Genomic DNA, 2,274 nt, shown 5'->3' on the forward strand with positions numbered 1-2,274 from the left:
TTCATCAGTCGCCAGACTCTGTTCACTCCGCACTGTTGCCCGCTGTCCCGCAGATCTAAATGGATTTTGCGATAACCGTAAGCGTACAGCGAGGGCCGTATTGACGGGGATGTGTTATTCAGCTGGCAGTGCTATGCGCCACGGAAGCAGTTCGCTGACCCGGTTGACCGGCCAGTCTGCTATGACGCCAAGCACATGGCGAAGGTAGCTTTCTGGATCCACGTCATTCAGTTTGCACGTCCCGATCAGGCTGTACAGTAGCGCTCCCCGCTCACCACCATGGTCAGAGCCGAAGAACAGGAAGTTTTTACGACCCAGACTGACCGCCCGCAGGGCATTTTCAGCGATGTTGTTGTCGATTTCCACCCAGCCATCGTTCGCATAGTACGTCAGTGCCGGCCACTGGTTAAGTGCGTACGCGAACGCCTTCGCCAACTCTGAGTGTCGCGACAGGGTCTTCATCTTTTCACGCAACCAGCTTTCCAGGGATTTCAACAGCGGTTTCGTTTTTCGCTGACGTTCAGCAAGCCGCTGCTCTGCCGGCATTCCCCTTATATCCGCCTCTATGGCGTACAACTGACCGATCTGCTCCAGGGCTGCTTCCGTCAGTGCTGACGGGATGCGGACGTGCACATCGTGGATCTTTCGGCGGGCATGAGCCCAGCAGGCAGCTTCCGTTATCCGACCATTGCGATACAGCTCGTTGAACCCGGCGTACGCATCCGCTTGCAGCACACCGCTGAAGCAAGCAAGATGAGTCTGCGGATGGATGCCTTTTCTGTCCGGGCTGTAAGCGAACCACACTGCAGGTGCCAACGCTGACCCGGCATTGCGGTCATCACGAACATGATCTTACCCAGCAATAGTGGACACGCGGCTAAGTGAGTAAACTCTCAGTCAGAGGTGACTCACATGACAAAAACAGTATCAACCAGTAAAAAACCCCGTAAACAGCATTCGCCTGAATTTCGCAGTGAAGCCCTGAAGCTTGCTGAACGCATCGGTGTTACTGCCGCAGCCCGTGAACTCAGCCTGTATGAATCACAGCTCTACAACTGGCGCAGTAAACAGCAAAATCAGCAGACGTCTTCTGAACGTGAACTGGAGATGTCTACCGAGATTGCACGTCTCAAACGCCAGCTGGCAGAACGGGATGAAGAGCTGGCTATCCTCCAAAAGGCCGCGACATACTTCGCGAAGCGCCTGAAATGAAGTATGTCTTTATTGAAAAACATCAGGCTGAGTTCAGCATCAAAGCAATGTGCCGCGTGCTCCGGGTGGCCCGCAGCGGCTGGTATACGTGGTGTCAGCGGCGGACAAGGATAAGCACGCGTCAGCAGTTCCGCCAACACTGCGACAGCGTTGTCCTCGCGGCTTTTACCCGGTCAAAACAGCGTTACGGTGCCCCACGCCTGACGGATGAACTGCGTGCTCAGGGTTACCCCTTTAACGTAAAAACCGTGGCGGCAAGCCTGCGCCGTCAGGGACTGAGGGCAAAGGCCTCCCGGAAGTTCAGCCCGGTCAGCTACCGCGCACACGGCCTGCCTGTGTCAGAAAATCTGTTGGAGCAGGATTTTTACGCCAGTGGCCCGAACCAGAAGTGGGCAGGAGACATCACGTACTTACGTACAGATAAAGGCTGGCTGTATCTGGCAGTGGTCATTGACCTGTGGTCACGTGCCGTTATTGGCTGGTCAATGTCGCCACGCATGACGGCGCAACTGGCCTGCGATGCCCTGCAGATGGCGCTGTGGCGGCGTAAGAGGCCCCGGAACGTTATCGTTCACACGGACCGTGGAGGCCAGTACTGTTCAGCAGATTATCAGGTGCAACTGAAGCGGCATAATCTGCGTGGAAGTATGAGCGCAAAAGGTTGCTGCTACGATAATGCCTGCGTGGAAAGCTTCTTTCATTCGCTGAAAGTGGAATGTATCCATGGAGAACACTTTATCAGCCGGGAAATAATGCGGGCAACGGTGTTTAATTATATCGAATGTGATTACAATCGGTGGCGGCGGCACAGTTGGTGTGGCGGCCTCAGTCCGGAACAATTTGAAAACCAGAACCTCGCTTAGGCCTGTGTCCATATTACGTGGGTAGGATCATTTCGCCTGCCGGGAGTCACATTTTTCTGCATATCTGACACTTTGGTTCCCACTACTTATTTGGTGGACACCACTTTGTCTAATTCGTCAGATTCTGGGTAATGACTCCAACTTATTGATAGTGTTTTATGTTCAGATAATGCCCGATGACTTTGTCATGCAGCTCCAC

The 2,274-nt window shown here is 54.0% G+C and carries 2 protein-coding genes and 2 pseudogenes; 1 reads left to right on the forward strand and 3 read right to left on the reverse strand.

Going from position 1 to position 2,274, the window contains the following annotated elements:
• Positions 1–80: pseudogene (locus tag OQV04_RS24325) on the reverse strand (IS3 family transposase); the annotation flags it as partial.
• Between the two features lie 34 nt (positions 81–114).
• Positions 115–849 (reverse strand): annotated as a pseudogene (locus tag OQV04_RS24330) (IS66-like element ISEc8 family transposase); the annotation flags it as partial.
• A 63-nt stretch (positions 850–912) separates the two neighbouring features.
• Between OQV04_RS24330 and OQV04_RS24335 the strand changes: the two are divergent.
• Positions 913–2,075, forward strand: a protein-coding gene (locus tag OQV04_RS24335; protein WP_332643204.1) for an IS3-like element IS3 family transposase whose coding sequence is annotated in 2 segments (ribosomal slippage) — positions 913–1,174 and positions 1,174–2,075 — 1,164 coding nt in all. Because the reading frame shifts where the segments join, the coding sequence is not laid out codon by codon here.
• A gap of 142 nt (positions 2,076–2,217) precedes the next feature.
• On the opposite strand, the gene OQV04_RS25375 is transcribed toward OQV04_RS24335, so the two are convergent.
• Entirely contained in the window at positions 2,218–2,274 is a 57-nt protein-coding gene (locus tag OQV04_RS25375; RefSeq protein ID WP_003032489.1) for an IS1 family transposase, read from the reverse strand.

Source organism: Escherichia sp. Lx600-2 (genome assembly GCF_036662595.1).
Lineage (GTDB): Bacteria > Pseudomonadota > Gammaproteobacteria > Enterobacterales > Enterobacteriaceae > Escherichia > Escherichia coli.